Raw genomic sequence first — 17,649 nt, 5'->3', positions numbered from 1 at the left:
CGATGCAATACGTGTTCTCGATGACTTCGCGGATGGTGACGATTGCGCTCGGATGCGCGCTGCTGCTGGGCGTGCTGCTGTTCCTGCTTGGCATGCAGATCGGTGCGCGGCTGACCGCGCAGGCGCCTGCGCCAGCGCAGACGTTGTCGCAGTCGATGGCCGGCGCGTCATGGTCGGCGGCGGTCGTACCCGGGCGCGCGCTGGCCGCCGTTGCGGCGCCTGCGGCCGCGCCGGCGCCCGCGGCGGGTTATACATCCAGCCCCGCATCCAACGCCTCCGACACGCCGGACGCATCCGACATGTCCGAAGCGCCGGCTGCGCAGCCCACGGCCGTTGCGCCTGTCGTCGTGCCGACCACAGCCAATGCTGCGGATTCCGGTTCCTAGTCCTATGGAGAGTGTGACGTTCATGTTGTCTACGTTAGTTCTGCCTGCTGTGTTCCGATCCGGCCGCGCGCCGCGAGCCTTGTCGCGCATCGCGCGGTTCCGCATGTTATTCGCCATGTTGTTCGGTGCGCTGCTTGCCGTGATGCTCGTCGTCGCGCGACCCGCGTTTGCTGCCGCGCCGGCCGCGAATGCGCCCGCCAATGCGGCGACGAATGCGACGAACGCACCGCATACGGCAACGCCGGTCGTCGCGGTGCCCAATCCGGCCGCCTCCGCGGCAGGCAGCGCCGCGACGCTGACCTCGACCGGCCTCATGCAGATGCCCGACGGCCGGCTGCTGGCGCCGGAGTTCGCGCGGATCGTGCAGCGCGGCGAACTGATTGTCGCGGTGCTGAGCGTCGATCAGCCGCCGTTCTTCGAGGAGCGCAACGGTCAGCTGAGCGGACTCGACATCGATCTGGCGAAAGAAATCGCCGCGAAGCTCGGCGTGAAGGTGCGCTTCAACCGCGACGCGAACACCTTCGACGGCGTGGTCGATCTGCTTGCGCGCGGCTATGCGGACATCGCGGTCAGCAAGCTGTCGCGCACGCTGCCGCGCGCGCAGGAGATCAGTTTCAGCACGCCGTATCTGCGCCTGAAACGCGCGCTGCTGCTCAACCGCGTGAAGTTTGCGCAGCTCGCGCAGGGCCGCACGGTGCCCGAGATGATTCGCACGTACGACAGCTCGATCGGCGTGGTCGCGAACTCGTCGTACGCGGCGTACGTGACCAGCAATTTTCCGAAGGCTCAGGTGCGCCAGTACCCGACATGGGAAGCGGTGCTCAATGCGTTGAACGCCGGTGCAATCACCGCGGCGTATCGGGACGAATTCGAAGTCAAGCGGGTCTTGAAGATCGACCCGACCGCGTCGCTACGCCTGCGCGTCGTCACGCTGCAGGATCTCGAGGACACGCTGGCGATTGGCGTGAACGTATCGGCGCCGGCGCTGCTCGCGTTTATCAACCAGTTTCTCGCCGAGCGCAGCACGAAGTTCGACGTCGGCACGGTGCTGCAGGCCGCCGATCACTAATCACAAGAATACGACCACACGACAGAAAGACCATGAAGCTGAACTCCGCTCGAATCTATGCGCTAGCCGTCAATCCGTGGGTGATCTTCGCGAGCCTCGGGCTCGGCGTCAGCGTCGGGCTCGTGCTGCCGCGCGAAGCGCAGCACCTCGCGTTTATCGGCGACATTTATGTCGATCTGCTGAAAATGACGACGCTGCCGTTCATGATCTCCGCGGTGATTTTCAGCCTGCAGCGCCTGTTTCGCGACGGCGGCACGTCAAAGCTGCTGCTGCGCGTGGTGACCGTGTTTATCGGCGCGTCGGCGATCGTGTCGCTGATCGGCGCGATCGTGCTGATCGTCATGAGCCCGGGTTCGAATCTGTCGAGCGAAACGATGCAGACGTTCGGTCTGATGGTGGGCAGCGATTCGTCTTCAAACAATACGGTAATGAATCTGTACGGCACCGATGTGCCGGAAAAGACGCTGAGTTTCGCGACGCTGCTGACCAGCCTCGTGCCGACCAATATCTTCGCCGCGCTCGCCAATGGCGACGCGTTGAAGGCGCTCGTGTTCGCGCTGCTGTTCGGCCTCGCGGTCGGGCGCGTGCCGGAGCGCATTTCAACCGGCTTGAGCCAGGCGCTCGAAACGGTCTATCACGCGTGCCAGAAACTGATGCACTGGCTGAGCTATCTGCTGCCGATCATTCTTTTCTGCATGAGCGCCGCGCAGTTCGGCAAGTCCGGTGTCGAGCCGCTGCACGCGATGCTGCAATTCGTGCTCGCGTTCTTTATCGCGTCGGTGATGCTGCTGGTGCTGGCCGCGGTGATTATCTGGAAGCGCTCGGGCGGCACGCTCGCGACCGCGCTCGATGCGCTGCGCGCGCCGTTCGCGCTCGCGCTGGCAACCCGAAATAGCGCCGCCTGCATGCCGAGCATGATCGAAAGCCTGGTCGACGGGCTGGGCTTCGCGCGCTCGCGCGTCGAGCTGCTGGTGCCGCTGACCATCTCGCTGCTGCGGGTCGGACCGATGGTCTATTACGTGTGCGCGACGCTTTTTATCGCGCAGCTGTACGGCCATACGCTCGGCGTGGTCGAGGTGGTCACGGTGCTGCTCGCGTCGGTGCTCGCGGGGTTCGCGTCGGCGGGGATGACGGGGCTGGTCACGGTGTCGCTGGTGGGCATGACCTGCGCGTATCTGCGCCTGCCGTTCGAAGCGGCGTTCATCCTGTTTCTCGCGGTTGATCCGCTGTGCGACATGCTGCGCACGCTGATTCTCGTGATTGGCAATGCCGCCGCGGTGTCGGTGATCTGCCCGCGGCCGCTCAAGATATGAAGGAGACACAGATGGCGCTGATCGGCATCCTGGGTGGCATGGGCCCGTTGGCCACGGTCGACTTCATGGAACAGATCATCCGGCTGACCGGCGCGGCGCGCGACCAGGAGCACCTGCCGATGCTGGTCGCGAACCTGCCGCATACGCCGGACCGCTCGGCCGCGATCATCGACGGCGGCGCGGACCCGTTGCCCGCGCTACTCGAAGGGATCGATCTGCTAAACCGCAATGGCGTCGGCGTGATCGCGGTGCCGTGCAACTCGGCGCACCACTGGTATGCGCAGATGCGCGCGCACAGCGCGGCGCCGCTGCTGCATATCGGCGAGGTCTGCGCGGCGGCGATCGCGCCGCAGGTGACCCGCGCCGCGGTACTCGCGACACGCGGCGCATTGAGCGCCGGCTTCTATCAGGCGGCGCTGGTCGCGCGCGGCATCGAACCGGTATTGCCGGATCGCGAGCCGCAGGAATGCGTGAGCGCGTGCATTGCCGCGGTGAAGGCCGACCGGCCTGGTGCGGCGGCCACCCATCTGTCCGACGTGCTCGACGCGTTGTCCGCGCAACGCATCGACGCCGCCGTGCTGGGTTGCACCGAATTGCCGATCGCCGCGCGCGAACTCGCCAGACCCGCATTCGCGCTGGTCGACAGCACCCTAGAACTCGCGCGCGAGACCGTGCGGTACGCGCTTGCGCGCGGCTGGAACCGCCCCGTATGAAGACGCTCAGGCAACTGTCGAACAGCACCGTCGTGCTGCTTCTGTGCGTCGCCGCAGGCGTGCTGTGCGGCGTGTACGCGGCGCCGGCGGGCGACGCCGTGTATCTGGTCGGGAAGCTGTATCTGGCGGTCGTCAATATGGCGGCGATTCCGCTGCTCGTGGTCGCGACGTTTTTCGGCTTGCGTCAGGTGTTGCAGCTGCCTCGGCCGATCCTGCGCGTGAGCACGATGGGCGTGCTCGCGCTGGCCGCCGTCGGCCTGTGTGCGGCCGTGGGTACGGTGGCGGGGCGCGCGGCGATGCCGGGGGCGCATCTGTCGCCGGCGCAGTATGCGCATCTTGGCGAACTGGTGCTGCAAAGCGCGAGCAGCGGCGACGAAGTGCATATGGCGCTGTTCGACGACGACACGGCGTCCGCGCGCGACGGGCAGACGGCGGCTCAGCCGGAACCGCATGAGCCGTCCGCGCCGTCCGCGCAACCGGAGTCGGTGCAGATGGCGCCGGCGACAGGGGGACTCGACGCGCCGCCCGCAGCGGCCGCGCTCGACCACGCGCGGCAGACGGATTCGGTGTCGCATGCCGTCGCCTATACGGTGCACGACCTGATTCCCGATAACTTCTACCGCGCACTCGCGCAGGGCCGCACGCTGGCGATCCTGAGCGGCACGATTCTGTTCGGCATGGCGTTCGCCGCGTTGTCGCGCGAGCAGTCGACCATGCTCTCCAGCGTGTTCGAAGGCATTTACCGGACCCTCGAGGCGATCATCGAACACGCGAACCTGATGATTCCCGCGCTCGCGTTCGGCGCGGCCGCATACGTCGCTTCTCACGTGGACCGCGCGACGCTCGATGCGATGAAAAGCTTCCTGCTGTGCTTCGTGCTGGGGTCGCTCGGGCTTGCCGCGTTGACGCTCGCCGCGATCTCCGCACGCTGCGGCAAGCCGTTTGTGCACGTGGTAACCGCATTGAAGGCGCCACTGCTGGTCGGTCTGATGTCGGGCAGCGAAACCGCGCCGATTCCGCACACGATCGAAGCGATGAGCGCGCGCCTCGGGTTTAGCCGCGGCGTCGTCGAACTGGTCGTGCCGCTCGGCGCGGTGTTTATCCGTGCGGGCACCGCGCTGTACTTCGCGCTGGTCGCGGTATTCGTCGCGAATCTCTATGCACGGCCGCTCGATGCGATCGACCTCGCGCTGATCGGCGTCGCGTCGACGGTGGCCGCGTTCGCGTCGGCCGGGCAGAACGGCGTGGCGACGGCGGGTTTCGCCGGTGTCGTGCTGTCGGTGCTGCAACTGCCGGTTGAAGCGGCCGGTGTGCTGTTTATCGCGATCGACCTGCTGTGCGAAGGGCCGCGCAACGTGCTGAGCCTGCTGGCGGTGTGCACGGTGATCGCCTTTGTGTCCGCGGGTCTGCCTTTCGAGCAGAGCGCGCGTGCCGACGCGCACGCGCTGCAGTTGCGCGGGCGGCCTGATTGGCGGCCTGATTGGCGGCCTGATGGGCGGCCTGGTGCGCAACCTGATATGCAACCTCACCCGCACCCCGTGTTGCAGTTCTCGTTCTCGCGCGCGCAACTCGTGCTTGCAGTGGGTTGCGCGCTGATGGCGGCCTCGCTAATCGTCTTGCTTGGCGTAGGAGTGGGGGCCCGATGACTTTCGCGCTGATGTTCCCGAACCGCTTGCGTCAGCTCTGGCGCACCGCACCGCTACGGCGGTTCCTGCTGCTCGTGCTGGTCGCGTGCCTGATGCCGGCGCTCACCGGCTGCGGCCTGTTCGGCTCGAGCGGCGATAAGGTGAAGTGGTCGCAGATGACGTTCACCGCGAGTGACGATCTGAACAACAACGCACCCGTCGCCGTCGACGTCGTGCTCGTGTCGGATCGCACGCTGCTCGATCGGATTGCCGATTTGCCCGCGTCGAAATGGTTCAGTGCGCGTGCCGATCTCGCCGCGACGTTTCCACAAGGGCTGCGTTATCGCAGTTGGGAGATGGTGCCCGGCCAGCGCCTCGACGTGCCGGGCGACACGTTTACCGGTCCGCGTGTGGCTGCCGCGTTCGTCTTCGCGAATTATCAGGGACCGGGCGCGCATCGCGTCCGGATCGACACGTTCAGCGGCCGCATGGTCGTGCTGCTGAACGGCACCGCTTTCACGGTTTCCGCCAGTCAATGAAGATGATCGATATGTCCGCCCACTCCGTTTCGACGCTGTTTTACCGCGCAGTCGCAGTCGTCAGTGTTGTCGTCACGGCCATCGTCACCGTCGTTGCGGTGCACGGTCTGGAGAAACGCCATGTCTGAGCGTGTGCCCGCGGTCGTCGACCGTGTCGAATGGTTCGAAGGCATGCTGCTGTCGCCGCAGCATTTCCAGTTGCTGTCCGGCCGGCTCGATTCGCTGGTCGCGTGGCAGACGCTTGCCGCGGCGCCGTTCAGTTGGGGCGTGCGCCGGGTCGTGCTCGATCAGGGCTTGTTGCCGGCCGGGCTCGTGCGGGTGCTCGCGCTCGACGCCATCCTGCCGGATGGCACCGCGGTGTCGTATGCGCCGGACAGCGGTGAACCGCAGCGTCTCGAGCTGTCGCTGGAGCCGTTCGCCGATCGGCTGTCGAACGGGCCGCTCGACTTCTATCTGACGCTGCCGGTGCGCAGCGCCGCGCCGGGTGGCGCGCGCATCCGGCGCTTCGCGTCGGTGCCGGGCACGCCGGTCGAAGATGAAGTGTCGGACGCGCCGCCCGCGGATATCGCGCGCCTCGTGCCGAATCTGGCGCTTGCGGTGGGCGAGCGGCCGTCGCCGATGTTCGTGTCGCTGCGTCTGGGCTCGATCTACAAGGACAACGAGGTCGTGCGCCTCGGCGAACGGTTGCCGCCGTTGCTCGAAGTCGCGCGCGACAACCCGCTCTGGACCGGTGTCGCATCGCTGCTCGGCCAGTTGCGCGGCAAGGCTGCATTCGTTGCGCGGCAGACCGCGAACCCATCGTCGAAGATCGACGACCGCCTCACGCAGCTCGAGCTGAAAGATCGTCTGCGCAATCTGCTGACCGATCTGCCGTACGCGGAAGCGGTGCTGCGCACGCCGCATCTGCATCCGCTGTCGCTGTATCTAGCGCTTGCGTCGCTGTCCGGCTCGCTCAGCATGCTGAAGACCGGCGGTTTGCCGCCCGTGCCGCTCGACTATGACCATGAAGATCCGCTGGCGGTATTCGTGCCGCTGTTGCGCTCGTTGCGCGAGGCGGTGTCCGAAGTCAGCGAAGACCATCGCGAGCACAAGTTCGAATTCAGGCACGGCGCGTATGAGCTCACGCTGCATCAGGACTGGATTGGTGAGCGTCTCGTGGTGGGCTTGCGCGGGCAATCCGAGCGCGACCTGCTTGCATGGATGGACGCGGCAATGATCGGCTCGCAGCCGGTTTACCCGTCGTTGCGCAGCCGCCGCGTGCTGGGCGCCGCGCGCCATCCGCTCGATTATGCGGAAGACCTCGGAGTGCGCTCGGGGTCGGGCTATCAGCTGTTCGAGGTGCTGGCCGATCCGGTGTTGATCCACGCGAACCAGCCGCTCGTGATCGGCAATCCGAACGAAGGCGAGAGCGCGCAGCGCCCGCAGGAGATGGTGCTGTTCGTGAAGAGCTGACGCAGCGCCGATCAGGCAGCGACGCGACCCAACCCAAACTAACACAGTCATCACGCAGCAACTGGCAACGAAGGAACCGCAAGCATGGCACGCAATCGACCGGAATCCGACGAACACGACCCCGTGACCGAACCGTTCCGCGCTTTTCTCGACGAACTCGTGAAAGCGCGCACGCGCGCGTCGAATGCGCCCGACACGGCGCCGGAGCTCGCCGCCGCGGAGATGAACCGGCATCTGCTGAACCTGATCGAACTTCAGACGCTGCAGGCGCGCCGCGACAGCACGCGCTACGACACGGAAAGCCTGATGGACGCGCGCTATCTGAAAGCGGTGCTGGCCGACGAAATCCTGCTCAATACACCGTGGCCGGGCCGCGAAACGTGGACCGGCTGTTTGCTCGAATCGACGCTCTTTCGCACGAACGTGGCCGGCGATCTGGTGTTCCAGCGCATCGAGCAGGTGCTGTCCGAGCGTGAGCCGTCGCGGCGCGCGGTCGCTCGGCTGTATCTGTTCGCGCTCGCGATGGGGTTCCAGGGGCGCTTTCGCGGCACTGACGCGGCCGCGCAGCTGCGCAGCTATCGCGACGAGCTGTACGAGTTTGTCTATCAACGACGCGCGGACCTGATGAGCCGCGATCGGACCGTGGCGCCGGCCGCGTATGCGAATACGTTGTCGCACATCGCGCCGCGCAAGCTGCCGACGTTAAGCCGCTGGAGCGTCATCGTGCTGCTGGCGTTCGTGTCGCTGCTCGCGGTGTCCGAACTGCTGTGGCTGTGGCAGTCATGGCCGGTGCGCGAAGCGCTGCGTCCGGACGCGTTGAGCGCGAGCACGCGATGAACGCGCGCCGCCTGCTGCCCGGAGACCGCCGATGCTGACGAGTAACCTGTTCCTGCTGTCTATCGCGGTGCTGACGGTGGTTGTCTGCATCGTGCTCGGTACGGTGCTGTATTTCGCGCTGCACGGCTCGCAAGGCAAGCCTGCGGCCGAGCGCAAGATCGTGCGGCTGCGCGCGGACTCACTGCGCAGTACGTTTCGCCAGGCGGTCGAGCTGATCGAAGGGAATATCGCGTCGCGTGCCGAGCGCTACAACATTCCATGGATCATGGTGCTCGACGAAGGCGACGACCCGCATCCGCTGCCGGTCGCGCAAGCGGGGGTCGCAAGCGTGCTGAGTTCGGAGGCGGCGAGTCCGGCCGCGACGAGCGGCATCTCGTGGCACTTCTTCGACCGCGGCGTCGTGATCGACATCAAGGCGATGTATCTCGGTTCGCCGGAAGACGATGGTGATGAAAAACCGTGGGACGAGTTTCTCGGCCTGTGCCGCAACTATCGTCAGCAGCGGCCGTTCGATTCGGTCGTGATCACGGTGCCCGCTACGCTGCTGCTTGCCGAAGATACCGACGCGCAACTTGAACTGGTGCGGCGCGCGAAGCTTGCGCACCGGCGTCTGTGGCTGGCGCAGAATCGCTTCGCGATGCGTTTTGCGGTCTATGTCGTGATCACCGGCTGCGAAGGGCTGCCGGGTTTCGCGGGCTTTGCGCGGGCGCTGCCCGAGCCGATGCGCGCGAGCATGCTCGGCTGGTCGTCGCCGTTCGATCTGTCGACGACCTATCAGTCGGCCTGGGTCGATACCGCGATGGCCAGCATCGAGCGTGCGGTGTCCGATACGAGCGCGGAGCTGTTCGCTCTCGATGCCGGCACGATCGACGCGGCTGCATTGCTGCTGCTGCCGGCGCGTATCGATGCGATGCGCGCGCAATTGCAGATCTATATCGACGAACTGTTGCGGCCGAGCGCGTATCACGAGCCGTTCTTCTTCCGTGGCATCTATCTGACCGGCGATAGCAGCGAGTTCGCGCAATGGACGGTGGAGCCGGCGTCGTCCGCCTATGGCGATGGCGCACTGGTGCCGGCGGGCGGCGTGAGGGCTACGGCGGATGACGAGGACGCGCGCGGCGCGGCCGATGCGGCGATGCCGCTTGTCCCGTATGCGGGGGGCGCGCCGTTGCGCGGTGAAGGCGCGGCCGCGGCCACGTCGCTTGAAACGCAACGGCGCGAGCCCGGCGGCCCGCTCAACGAACTGATGCGGCAGCCGGCGTTCCTGCGCGATCTGTTCGACAAGAAGATCTTCCTCGAGTACGGCCTCGCGCGCCCGTCGCGTTCGCAGCATCTGACGCGTCCGCTTGTGCACCGCGCCGTGCGCTGGGGCAGCTACGCGTTGCTTGGCATATGGGGCGTCGGCATCGTCGTGTCGACCGTGCAACTGAGCCATCGCAATGGCGAGCTTGTCACCGCGCTCGGTGCGTTGCAGCGCGACGCGCAGGATCAGGCGATGGCCGCGCGGCGCGGCCAGGATCTGACCGCCGATTGGTATCGCGGCAAAGCGCTCGCGTTGATCGCGCTGAATCAGCATCTGCGCGCCGATCCGCTGTGGACCGTGTTCCTGCCGGGTTCATGGCCGATCGTCGACGACCTCGATCAGCGCGTGAACAACCGCTTCGATCAGGCGTTCGGCGAGATCGCGTTGACCGCGCTGCAGCGCGAGATGTTTGCGCGCGTGTCGCAACTGACCGGCACTGGGCGTGACCCCAGCACCGGGCAATTGATTGTCGGCGACGACTGTGCGGCGCCGGCGCTGCCGCGTGCGGACGGCACACGCACCGACACGCTGTCGATCGACGACCTGCCCGAGATGCGCTCGCTGCGGCAATACGTGAACGGCGTCGATCAGTTCGACGCGGCGCTGCAGGCGCTGCAAAGCCTGCAGCGTCCTTCGCCGGATAACGCCGATGCGCTGCGGCTCGTCGTGCGTTACGCGCTGGGCGCGGAATTGCAGGGCAATGTGTCCAGCACGCTGCGCTACTTCTATCGCGATGCGGACGCGCAGAGCGCGTACCGGTCCGATCTCGGCAGCGGCCTTGCGGTGTCGCAGCTACGCGATGCGTTGCGCTGCACGCTCGACCGGGGCGCGCAACGGCTCAATCAGCGTCTGTTTGCCGCCAATCCATTGCTGGTTAGCGAGCAGTCGATTACCGATCATCTGCGCGCGTTGTCTGGCGCGGATGCGGGTGCGTCCGGTTTCGCGCAGGTCAGTGCGGCGTTTCGCGCGGTGGTGGCCGGCATCGACGCGCAGCAGGACCTGCTCGCATCCGGCAGAAGCGGCTGGATCCGGCAGACGCAATTCGCGCCCGGCGCGACCTACGACCGGATGCTCGAACGCGTCGCGCAAAACCGGCTGCTGGGCGCAGACCTCGCGGCCAGCGTGCGCGCGCGTGACGACAGCGCGTTCCAGGTGTTCCGCGCCGATCTCGCGCAGCGCTTCGGCGGGCCGGATAGCGGCATCGTGTGGGTCGACAAGGAGCATCGCTATGCGGTGTCGCCGACGCGGCTCGCGTTGCGCGACGGCATCAATGCGCTGCTCAGCCAGCCGTTTATGGTTCAGCCGCGCGATCTGCCATTGCCCACGCTGCCGGCGGACTCGGTGATCGTGTGGGATACCGCGCAGCTCGATCAGGCGCTCGCGCTCGGCGAGGTGCGCAAGCGTTATTTCAGCGACGGTCTGACCAAGCTGCCGGCATTGATCCAGCCAGCGGTCGAGCAAACGCTCGATGCGCAGTTCGCGCGTCTGGTGCTCGATCAGACCGCGGCGGCGGCCACGCCGACACCGGCGGATGCCGACGCGGACAGCGCCGCCGCATTCGATGCGGCGCGCACGCGGCTGACGCGCATCAAGGGGCTCCTGACCGACATGGGCGCGCTCACGCAGGCGGCCGATCTGGACGCGGTCGTGTCGCGCGATGCGCTCGAACGCTTGCGGCTCGTCGATGCGGAACTGACGCATGCCGAACTCTACGCGACGCGCCAGAACGCGGGCTTCGACGGGATGTCGAACGCGCGCCCGACGGTGCTGGCCGCGTTCGGTGTGCCGGATGTCGCGGCGCTGCAGCCGTATCTCGCGCAGCAGTCGGCACGCGCGCTGACGCTCGGCAGTGAAGCGGCGGTGTATCTGGCGGCACTCGATCCGGTCGATGCGGCAGCGCCGCTTGCGCAGCGCTGGCGCGCGATCGAGCGCGACCTCGATCGTTACAAGCTGAAAAATCCGAATAGCAGCCTGCTGATGCTCGAACAGTTCGTGATGGCGGCCGCCGATGCCGGATCGGCCGGCTGTGGCGCGAAGTTTCCGCCGCGGCCGTCGGCCAGCGGCGCCGACGACTACTTCGCGGCGCTGCATATGCGGCTCTACAGCACGTTGCTGGCGCGCTGCCACCAAGGCTACGCGGACGAACTGCGTGTGCAATGGGACAGCTTCTCGGACGCGTTCAACCAGAGTGTCGCGGCGCGCGCGCCGTTTATCGGCGCAGCCGCCGCGGGCGCAAGTGCCGGCACGGCGACAGCGAGCGGCGTTGGCGATGGCGTGACCGCGGACTTCGGCGAACTCGGCCAGGTGCTCAAGCGCTATGAGCGCGTGTCCGTCACGTTCCGCGACGCAGGGGCGGGCAGTGCGGCGGGCGACGCGAGTGCGGTGCGCCGTTTTATCGACAACTTCGATAAGGTCAAGACGTTACTCGCGCCGCTTTATCCGACCGACGACGGCGGACCCAGCGGCTACGATGTCAGCGTCGAATTCCGCGCGAATCGCGCGGGTGAAATCGCAGCGAATCAGGTGATCGCGTGGACGCTGTCGATCGGCGCGCAAAGCCTGTCGATGGGCGACACGCCGCCGCATCCGCTGCACTGGGATTACGGCATGCCGGTGACGCTGACGCTGCGCTTCGCGAAAGACTCGCCGTTGACCGTGCTCGCCGACCCGCGTCAGCGCGCCTTTTCGACCGACGGGCGCGTGCTGACCTGGCAGTTCTCCGATCCGTGGGCGCTGATCACGTTGATCGGCGCGCAGCGTGTGCCCGATACCGGGCCGCGCGCGGACAGCTCGGCGCAACTGCTGGCGCTGGACTTTCCGCTTGGCACCGCGAGTCCCGCGGATGTCGGTCTGCTACCCGTGCAGGCGCGCGGCCGCGCATTCGTGCGCGTGACGCTGACGCCGGCCGGCAAGAAAACCCCGCTGCCGTGGCCCGGCAGCTTTCCGGCGCGCGCGCCGGACTGGACTGCGCTATGACGCCTTACATTGACAACGCTGCACGATCGGCGCAGATCGCCGCCATCGGCATCGATCTCGACGCGCTGCTTGCGCCGCTCCCCGACGGCGACGGAGCAGGCGTGTGGTTGCGTTACGAGCCGATTTACCAGCAGATCCGCAACGCGCGGCACGAGGACGATGCGACGCTGCCGATGGGCGAATGGGAGCGGCCGCTGGTGAAGGCGGACTGGAAAACCGTCGCGTCGATGTGCAGCGACGCATTGCGTACGCGCAGCAAGGACCTGCAGCTTGCTGCATGGCTGTGCGAGGCATGGACGCATCTGTACCGGATCGAGGGGTTTGTCGCGGGCGCGGCGCTGCTCAATGCGCTCGTCGAACAGTATTGGGATACCGCGTGGCCGCGCATCGACGCCGGCGACAGCGATGCGCGTTGCGCGCCGTTTACGTGGATCAACGACTCACTCGCGCTGGTGCTGATGCTGCACGTGCCGTTGCTGAGGATTGAAGGACGCGAACCGGACGCTGAGGTCAATCTGTACGATTGGCAGCGCGCCTGTACCACGGCGCACGATGACGACGAGCAGGCAGGGTCGAGCGAAGCGCTCGCGCGGCAGGCGCGCGGGGCGAATGCCGCATCGCTGGTGAACCTGCGCCGGCAACTGGCCGATGCGCGCGATGCGTGGACCGAACTCGATCGCCGGCTCGACGCGCGGCTCGGACATGATGCGCCGAGTATCGCGCAGGTCGCCGATGCATTGATGCGGCTCGCACATGCGGCGACCAGCCTGCTCGGCGATCACGCGCCCGCGGATCAGATGCAGGACGCACAGGACGATATGAGCGACTTTCAGCAATCGAATGACGGCAGCGTGCAACCGCTGTCAGCCCATCTCGTTGCAACGGCTGCTGCGCAGTCCGTCGTGGCGGGTGCCATGGTGCCCGTCGTGCCGCTCGACGGTGCGGGGATTGTCGATCGCGCGCATGCGTATCAGCTGCTGCAACTCGTCGCCGACTACCTTGCGCAGCATGAACCGCACAGTCCGACGCCTTATCTGGTGAGACGTGCGGTCGGCTGGGGGCAGATGTCGCTTCCTGATCTGATGAGGGAGATCGTGCGTGAGGAGGGCGATCTGTCGCGCTACATGGCGCTGCTTGAACTGTAATGGCGTAGTGGGCTTCGCGCATGCCTCGCGCGAATAGGCGTGAGGCACGTGAGGGGGTATGATCTGCAGGATCATCTTTTGATCTGCTGGAATGCCTTCATGCACGTGCTAGTCGACGCTGACGCTTGTCCCGCGGTCGTCAAAGACATATTGTTTCGGGCCGCGCGGCGTGTCGAAGTCAGCGTGACGCTGGTGGCGAACCAATATTTGCGCACGCCACCGTCTCCCTTTATCAAGTCGATTCAGGTTCCGGCGGGTTTCGACGCGGCCGATGCGCGCATTGTCGAACTGGTTGCGCCAAACGATCTGGTGATCACCGCGGACATACCACTCGCCGCCGCGGTTCTCGACAAGGGCGCACACGCGCTCGATCCGCGCGGAAGCTGGTTCACGCGTGAAAATATCCGGGAACGCCTGACGATGCGCGATGTGATGGATCAATTGCGCGGTAGTGGCGTCGACACAGGGGGACCCGCGCCATTCAGCGCACAGGACACCAAAACATTTGCCAGCCAGCTCGATCGATTTCTCGCGCGTCAGCGCACGCCGCGCCGCGGGGCCGGTTGATGGCTGTGATTTTGAGTGCCGCAATGGGAGGCGCAACGGCCGGGCCTTCATGAACTGACCGACGTTCAATCCGGATCGGCATTTGCTGATCGGCGTTCGCTTACCGGCGTCGCATACCGTTTCGCGGCTGCCCACCGGTCGCACGCTCGTCTTTGTGCCGGAAGTTAATCCGTCCCTTCGTCAGATCGTAGAGCGACAACTCCAGCGTGACCCGATCACCGGCAAGAATGCGAATGTGATTCTTGCGCATGCGGCCCGACGCATACGCGCTCACCACCACGCCGTTCTCGAGCGTGACGCGGTATTTGCTGTCCGGCAGCACTTCGTCGACGACTCCGTCGAGTTCCAGCAGTTCCTCTTTTGCCAAACCAATTCCTCCAGTGAGCGTGATGCCGCGTCGATGCAAGGCAGCAGCGAATACCGCAGATCACGGCATCGCTACCATGCGGGGTGATGTTGCAAGTTCTGACTTGTCTGGCATATTTCGCCCAAACGACGAAAGCGGATTTGTGCGGACAAGCTGCACCACGCAGCAACGACGGACTTAGGGCGTTGAAACGATCCGATAAGGCCCGGATTTTCCGACCCACGCGCTCGGATGACGCTGTCAATGCGGGCACCGATGCATAGCGGCTCGGCCGGAACCTGATATCGAACCACAAGCCCGCCCTTTGGGGCGAGCCATTGACACCACGCCTTCAGCCTGCAGGCGCGGCGGGAATGGAAGAAAACCTGGCTGGCACGCGTGGCATACGACTGCCACGGGACAAGGCGAGTGAATCGCGTCACCGCACCGGGCGGACGCGATCCGATGGTGTTACAGGGGCGTAATGTTCGAAGCCTGGAGGCCCTTCGGGCCGCGTTTCGTTTCGAAATTGACCTTCTGGCCTTCGGCGAGAGTCTTGAAGCCCGTGCCGCGTACCTCGGAGAAGTGCGCGAACAGGTCATCACCACCCTTGTCCGGCGTAATGAAGCCGAAGCCCTTGCTATCGTTGAACCATTTGACAGTACCGGTTTCCACTAGATATTCCTTAAACAGACGAATAAAGATGCATGCCCTCGACAAAAGGGCGAATGAAGAATCAAGGAGGGGAGGCCAACGAGAGCCGCTGATGGCGGCAAATGACGAGCAATCGCCCAAGAAACTTAGGTGCGTGACACTACGCGGTATGTGGCGTCACGTCAAGCGGTTTCGTTGCCAGCGCGTTTTCGGGTGGACCCGAGGCGGGGCGTCCGTCGCTCGACGGCGTGTATAGTGGGATGCGGTGACGAGCACAGAATGGCTAGACATCCGAAGCGGGCTTCCGGCACCTTCTGCTGCAAGAGGGCTGCCGATGCCAAAAAATGACTGCAGCGATTCCCTGATTTTCAGATGAGGAGCCAAATGACTACCGTAACATTGAGGCCCAACGAGCCTGTGGAAGTAGCACTGCGCCGTTTCAGGCGTTCCATTGAGAACACTGGACTCCTTAAGGAGCTTCGCGCGCGGATGACCTTCGAGAAACCGACCGCCCGACGCAAGCGCAAAAAAGCCGCCGCTGTGGCGAGGCAACAAAAGCAGATCCGGCGAGCACGACCGCCGAAGAAGCTGTACTAGCGCTCAGCGATTGCGCATCGAGGTTGGGCCGGGGTTCCGCTCATTCGGTACGATCGCTCGACGCTTTACGGCGGACGCGCGCGCGGATAGTCCGATGACACGTTTTATCAAGCGGACGTGACCGTGCAACATCAAACATGCCTCACTCGTGAATCGACTGCGGCTTCGGCGGCGGCCTCGTCGCCAAAGCCGCCGTTTGTCCCCCAGATAACGGCCTCTCTTGTCAGTGAACGATGTTGGGCGATTTCATCCTGGATGGATTCCCGCACACCGAGTTGAACCGCCTTTCTGACGAGGTCCGCGACGGTCATCGCGCCCATCTTCTTCATCGCCTCCCGCCGGTAGATCTTCACCGTGATCTCGCTCAGGCACATATGGGAGGCGATCTGCTTGTTCATCAGACCGCTGACCACCAGCGCCATGACTTCGCGTTGCCGCGGGGTCAGCGAGTCGTACTGGAGCTTTAGCGCGGTCATCGAGCGTTCAAAACGCAGGCGCTTCTCATCGGCCTTGAGCGCCTCCGCCACGACATCGAGCAGTTCCTGATCGCGAACCGGCTTCGTCAGAAAGTCGAAGGCACCGGCTTTCATCGCTTTCACCGACATCGCGACGTCGCCGTGCGCAGTCATGAAGATGATCGGAATCTGAATCTGACGCTCGCGCATCAGGTTCTGCACGACAAATCCGCTTGGCCCTTTCAGGCGCACGTCGAGCAGCAGGCACGACGGCGTATCGGGCAATGCACCCGTCAGGAAGGCCGTCGCATGTGAATAAGTCCTTGCATGGATTCCGACTGAACGAAACAACGACTCGATGGCTTCACAGATGGGCAAGTCGTCGTCGATGACGTACACGATTGCGCTGCTCTCACTGATTGCCGGACGATGACTGATTGCGTCACTCATATGTCTTGCACTCGCTACAAACAAGAGATGAAGTTCACGTCGTAAAGCAAGGGTAATCACGCGCCGCACATCGCGACGGACATGTTGGATGAACGCGGCTGTTACGGACGACGTAACCGGTATTTTATGTATTGAAAGGTGTTTGGAATTCGCGCGATCGGTGACGCGATGGACTTCGCCGAAACGCGGGCATTGACGGATGATCGAACCAGCACAGGTTGATCGTGCAGATTGGGCAAGGTCGCGCATCCGGGTGATGCCGCAGCCCGCGCCGCTGGATTGATGCACGGGCATTGCCGGACGACGCTACACAGATAGCAGGATTGTGGTTCATACAGCTTTGCCAGGTATGGCCGACCGGTCGCCGTGCGAGTGCGCCAGGCGTAAGGTCCAGCTTTTCGGCTCCTCCGAACACACTTCAAAAACAGCTTCAAATGCATGAAACCGGAAATGAGTAACCTCTAAATGTTCATGTTAGAGGTTAATCGTTGTTTTTCAGGTTACGGATTCAACGAAAACGTGCGAATGGCATGAAGTCTACTCAATGAAATGCATGTTGTCACTACGAGTGTAAAGAGGGAGGAGTCGTCACGACGAGATTTCATTCTGACGAATCTGCATACGTCCTTTGCTGTGCCTTCCATCATCGTCAGATTGATATCCGGTCGCCGGCCGAGAATCATCTCGACAAGATCGTTCGCCACAACATGAGTGCGGCCGTGTATCGTCGCAACCGTCACTGTCCCGGACCTATGCCTACAGGGCGTTCTCAGCTGCCCGATGGTTGTATTCACAAGTTTATAAGCCGCCTGCACCGCGCGCCACAATATGTCTCCTTGGGTCGTGAGCTCGATGCCGCGGCCATGCCGATGAAAAACGCGATGGCCAACCGCCAGCTCGATTTCTCGTAATTGCTTGCTTAACGCGGATTGCGTGACGTTGAGCGCAAGCGCTGCTTCAGACAGCGACTTATGCCTGGCAATCTTCACGAATTGACGGAGCTGGTAGTCAATGTTTTTCATACCGATTTTGCTTCGTTGTTTAATCGGTGTCCACGCTGCAAAAGCAGAACTCCTATAGAAATCGGTGAACCGAATCATGGTCTACATACTATTGACCTTTCCATAAATCATGACGTCACCACAAGGTTGCCTGAATCCAGCACGCGGCGATGATCGAAGGTCGGTGCTGAGCGCTTTTGAGCTTGTTGCGAGCGACGGTG

General features: G+C 64.3%; 16 protein-coding genes. 12 read left to right on the top strand and 4 right to left on the bottom strand.

The window, feature by feature from the left end; translation table 11 throughout:
- Nucleotides 1–2: 2 nt before the first annotated feature.
- The 11 genes from HV796_RS04735 (at nt 3) to HV796_RS04685 (ending at nt 13,925) form a co-directional block, all read left to right on the top strand.
- Nucleotides 3–386, top strand: a complete 384-nt coding sequence (locus tag HV796_RS04735; protein ID WP_246355694.1) for a hypothetical protein — start codon at nt 3–5, stop codon at nt 384–386.
- A gap of 103 nt (nt 387–489) precedes the next feature.
- On the top strand, nt 490–1,455 hold the full coding sequence (locus tag HV796_RS04730; RefSeq protein ID WP_246355693.1) for an ABC transporter substrate-binding protein: 966 nt from the start codon (nt 490–492) through the stop codon (nt 1,453–1,455).
- A 38-nt stretch (nt 1,456–1,493) separates the two neighbouring features.
- Nucleotides 1,494–2,768 (top strand): dicarboxylate/amino acid:cation symporter, encoded by a 1,275-nt coding sequence (locus tag HV796_RS04725; protein WP_175225540.1) that lies wholly within the window; start codon nt 1,494–1,496, stop codon nt 2,766–2,768.
- Between the two features lie 11 nt (nt 2,769–2,779).
- Nucleotides 2,780–3,481: a cysteate racemase gene (gene cuyB, locus HV796_RS04720; protein ID WP_175225306.1), complete on the top strand. Its 702-nt coding sequence runs from the start codon at nt 2,780–2,782 to the stop codon at nt 3,479–3,481.
- Nucleotides 3,478–5,127 (top strand): dicarboxylate/amino acid:cation symporter, encoded by a 1,650-nt coding sequence (locus HV796_RS04715; RefSeq protein WP_175225305.1) that lies wholly within the window; start codon nt 3,478–3,480, stop codon nt 5,125–5,127. Before cuyB ends, HV796_RS04715 begins: the two co-directional genes overlap by 4 nt.
- Nucleotides 5,124–5,645, top strand: a complete 522-nt coding sequence (locus HV796_RS04710; protein WP_343052855.1) for a hypothetical protein — start codon at nt 5,124–5,126, stop codon at nt 5,643–5,645. The genes HV796_RS04715 and HV796_RS04710 overlap by 4 nt, the downstream gene beginning before the upstream one ends.
- A gap of 120 nt (nt 5,646–5,765) precedes the next feature.
- Nucleotides 5,766–7,097, top strand: a complete 1,332-nt coding sequence (tssK, locus tag HV796_RS04705; protein ID WP_175225304.1) for a type VI secretion system baseplate subunit TssK — start codon at nt 5,766–5,768, stop codon at nt 7,095–7,097.
- Nucleotides 7,098–7,181: 84 nt separating this feature from the next.
- Nucleotides 7,182–7,934, top strand: coding sequence for a DotU family type IV/VI secretion system protein (locus HV796_RS04700; RefSeq protein WP_175225303.1), 753 nt, complete (start codon nt 7,182–7,184; stop codon nt 7,932–7,934).
- 31 nt (nt 7,935–7,965) lie between these two features.
- Entirely contained in the window at nt 7,966–12,213 is a 4,248-nt protein-coding gene (locus tag HV796_RS04695) for a type VI secretion system protein (RefSeq protein ID WP_175225302.1), read from the top strand.
- A complete protein-coding gene (gene tssA, locus HV796_RS04690; protein WP_175225301.1) occupies nt 12,210–13,358 on the top strand; it encodes a type VI secretion system protein TssA in 1,149 nt (382 codons plus the stop codon). Before HV796_RS04695 ends, tssA begins: the two co-directional genes overlap by 4 nt.
- 99 nt (nt 13,359–13,457) lie before the next feature.
- Nucleotides 13,458–13,925 carry a YaiI/YqxD family protein gene (locus HV796_RS04685; protein WP_175225300.1) on the top strand — a complete coding sequence of 156 codons (468 nt, stop codon included), beginning with the start codon at nt 13,458–13,460 and terminating at the stop codon, nt 13,923–13,925.
- 100 nt (nt 13,926–14,025) lie between these two features.
- On the opposite strand, the gene infA is transcribed toward HV796_RS04685, so the two are convergent.
- Complete coding sequence (gene infA / locus HV796_RS04680) at nt 14,026–14,292, bottom strand: translation initiation factor IF-1 (RefSeq protein ID WP_175225299.1); 267 nt, start codon at nt 14,290–14,292, stop codon at nt 14,026–14,028.
- 450 nt (nt 14,293–14,742) lie between these two features.
- A complete protein-coding gene (locus tag HV796_RS04675; RefSeq protein ID WP_175225298.1) occupies nt 14,743–14,946 on the bottom strand; it encodes a cold-shock protein in 204 nt (67 codons plus the stop codon).
- Nucleotides 14,947–15,309: 363 nt separating this feature from the next.
- Here HV796_RS04675 and rpsU point away from each other — a divergent pair, with 363 nt between their 5' ends.
- Nucleotides 15,310–15,522 carry a 30S ribosomal protein S21 gene (rpsU, locus tag HV796_RS04670; protein WP_175225297.1) on the top strand — a complete coding sequence of 71 codons (213 nt, stop codon included), beginning with the start codon at nt 15,310–15,312 and terminating at the stop codon, nt 15,520–15,522.
- Between the two features lie 131 nt (nt 15,523–15,653).
- Here rpsU and HV796_RS45640 read toward each other — a convergent pair whose 3' ends face one another.
- Both HV796_RS45640 and HV796_RS04660 read right to left on the bottom strand, forming a co-directional pair.
- Nucleotides 15,654–16,715: a response regulator transcription factor gene (locus HV796_RS45640; protein ID WP_343052854.1), complete on the bottom strand. Its 1,062-nt coding sequence runs from the start codon at nt 16,713–16,715 to the stop codon at nt 15,654–15,656.
- A gap of 212 nt (nt 16,716–16,927) precedes the next feature.
- Nucleotides 16,928–17,449 (bottom strand): LysR family transcriptional regulator, encoded by a 522-nt coding sequence (locus HV796_RS04660; protein ID WP_175225296.1) that lies wholly within the window; start codon nt 17,447–17,449, stop codon nt 16,928–16,930.
- Nucleotides 17,450–17,649 lie beyond the last annotated feature (200 nt).

Origin of the sequence: Paraburkholderia humisilvae, from assembly GCF_902859855.1 — a bacterium.
GTDB classification, from domain to species: Bacteria; Pseudomonadota; Gammaproteobacteria; order Burkholderiales; family Burkholderiaceae; genus Paraburkholderia; species Paraburkholderia humisilvae.
The sequence above is the reverse complement of the archived record's forward strand: the minus strand, read 5'-3'. Positions and strand labels throughout refer to the sequence as shown.

What these genes read in the sequence shown, in the direction of transcription:
- HV796_RS04735 (WP_246355694.1), top strand. Translation starts at nt 3, where the DNA reads ATGCAATACGTGTTCTCGATGACTTCGCGGATGGTGACGATTGCGCTC.
- HV796_RS04730 (WP_246355693.1), top strand. Translation starts at nt 490, where the DNA reads ATGTTATTCGCCATGTTGTTCGGTGCGCTGCTTGCCGTGATGCTCGTC.
- cuyB (WP_175225306.1), top strand. Translation starts at nt 2,780, where the DNA reads ATGGCGCTGATCGGCATCCTGGGTGGCATGGGCCCGTTGGCCACGGTC.
- HV796_RS04715 (WP_175225305.1), top strand. Translation starts at nt 3,478, where the DNA reads ATGAAGACGCTCAGGCAACTGTCGAACAGCACCGTCGTGCTGCTTCTG.
- HV796_RS04710 (WP_343052855.1), top strand. Translation starts at nt 5,124, where the DNA reads ATGACTTTCGCGCTGATGTTCCCGAACCGCTTGCGTCAGCTCTGGCGC.
- tssK (WP_175225304.1), top strand. Translation starts at nt 5,766, where the DNA reads ATGTCTGAGCGTGTGCCCGCGGTCGTCGACCGTGTCGAATGGTTCGAA.
- HV796_RS04700 (WP_175225303.1), top strand. Translation starts at nt 7,182, where the DNA reads ATGGCACGCAATCGACCGGAATCCGACGAACACGACCCCGTGACCGAA.
- HV796_RS04695 (WP_175225302.1), top strand. Translation starts at nt 7,966, where the DNA reads ATGCTGACGAGTAACCTGTTCCTGCTGTCTATCGCGGTGCTGACGGTG.
- tssA (WP_175225301.1), top strand. Translation starts at nt 12,210, where the DNA reads ATGACGCCTTACATTGACAACGCTGCACGATCGGCGCAGATCGCCGCC.
- HV796_RS04685 (WP_175225300.1), top strand. Translation starts at nt 13,458, where the DNA reads ATGCACGTGCTAGTCGACGCTGACGCTTGTCCCGCGGTCGTCAAAGAC.
- rpsU (WP_175225297.1), top strand. Translation starts at nt 15,310, where the DNA reads ATGACTACCGTAACATTGAGGCCCAACGAGCCTGTGGAAGTAGCACTG.
- HV796_RS04660 (WP_175225296.1), bottom strand. Translation starts at nt 17,449, where the DNA reads ATGAAAAACATTGACTACCAGCTCCGTCAATTCGTGAAGATTGCCAGG.